1 protein-coding gene is annotated in these 504 nt (G+C 19.0%); it reads left to right on the forward strand.

Annotated features, from left to right (window positions below; translation table 11 throughout):
• The coding region (locus AWT72_RS09875; protein ID WP_197407672.1) for a hypothetical protein at positions 1–492 on the forward strand (492 nt) is incomplete at its 5' end.
• Positions 493–504 lie beyond the last annotated feature (12 nt).

Here is a 504-nt window from a genome sequence, read left to right on the forward strand (position 1 = left end):
TATTATAATTCTATTGAATTTCCAGAAGCAGCAAGTTATGTTGTAGAACATAATAAACCCCAAAAATTAAAAACAAATTATTTTAAAATAAATTATGAAAGCCATTTGAAAAAAGATGATTTGAAACTAGATATTCATTATGTTAGAGAAAAAGAATATATAATAAATGAACTTCTATATGATAAGTCAAAAGGAAATCATTTTGAAAAAATAGATGAATATATCCAAAAGAATAAAGAAAGAATATTTAAAATATTCTTAAATGATAATTGGAAAAATGGAGAAGCTGTTAAATTTGAATTAGATGTATTAAGAAATATTGATTTTAATAAAAAAAATCATAAATTCTATTTTCGTAAAAATAGTAATGCAAATATTAAAAATTATGCAATTACACCAATTGATGAAGATAATTCAAAAGAATTTGTAAAAATACAAGAAAGAGAAAAGCAATTTTTTAATAAAGAAATAAAATATGAAGATATAGATTGAGAAAAATATATA

The organism is Oceanivirga salmonicida (genome assembly GCF_001517915.1).
GTDB lineage: Bacteria > Fusobacteriota > Fusobacteriia > Fusobacteriales > Leptotrichiaceae > Oceanivirga > Oceanivirga salmonicida.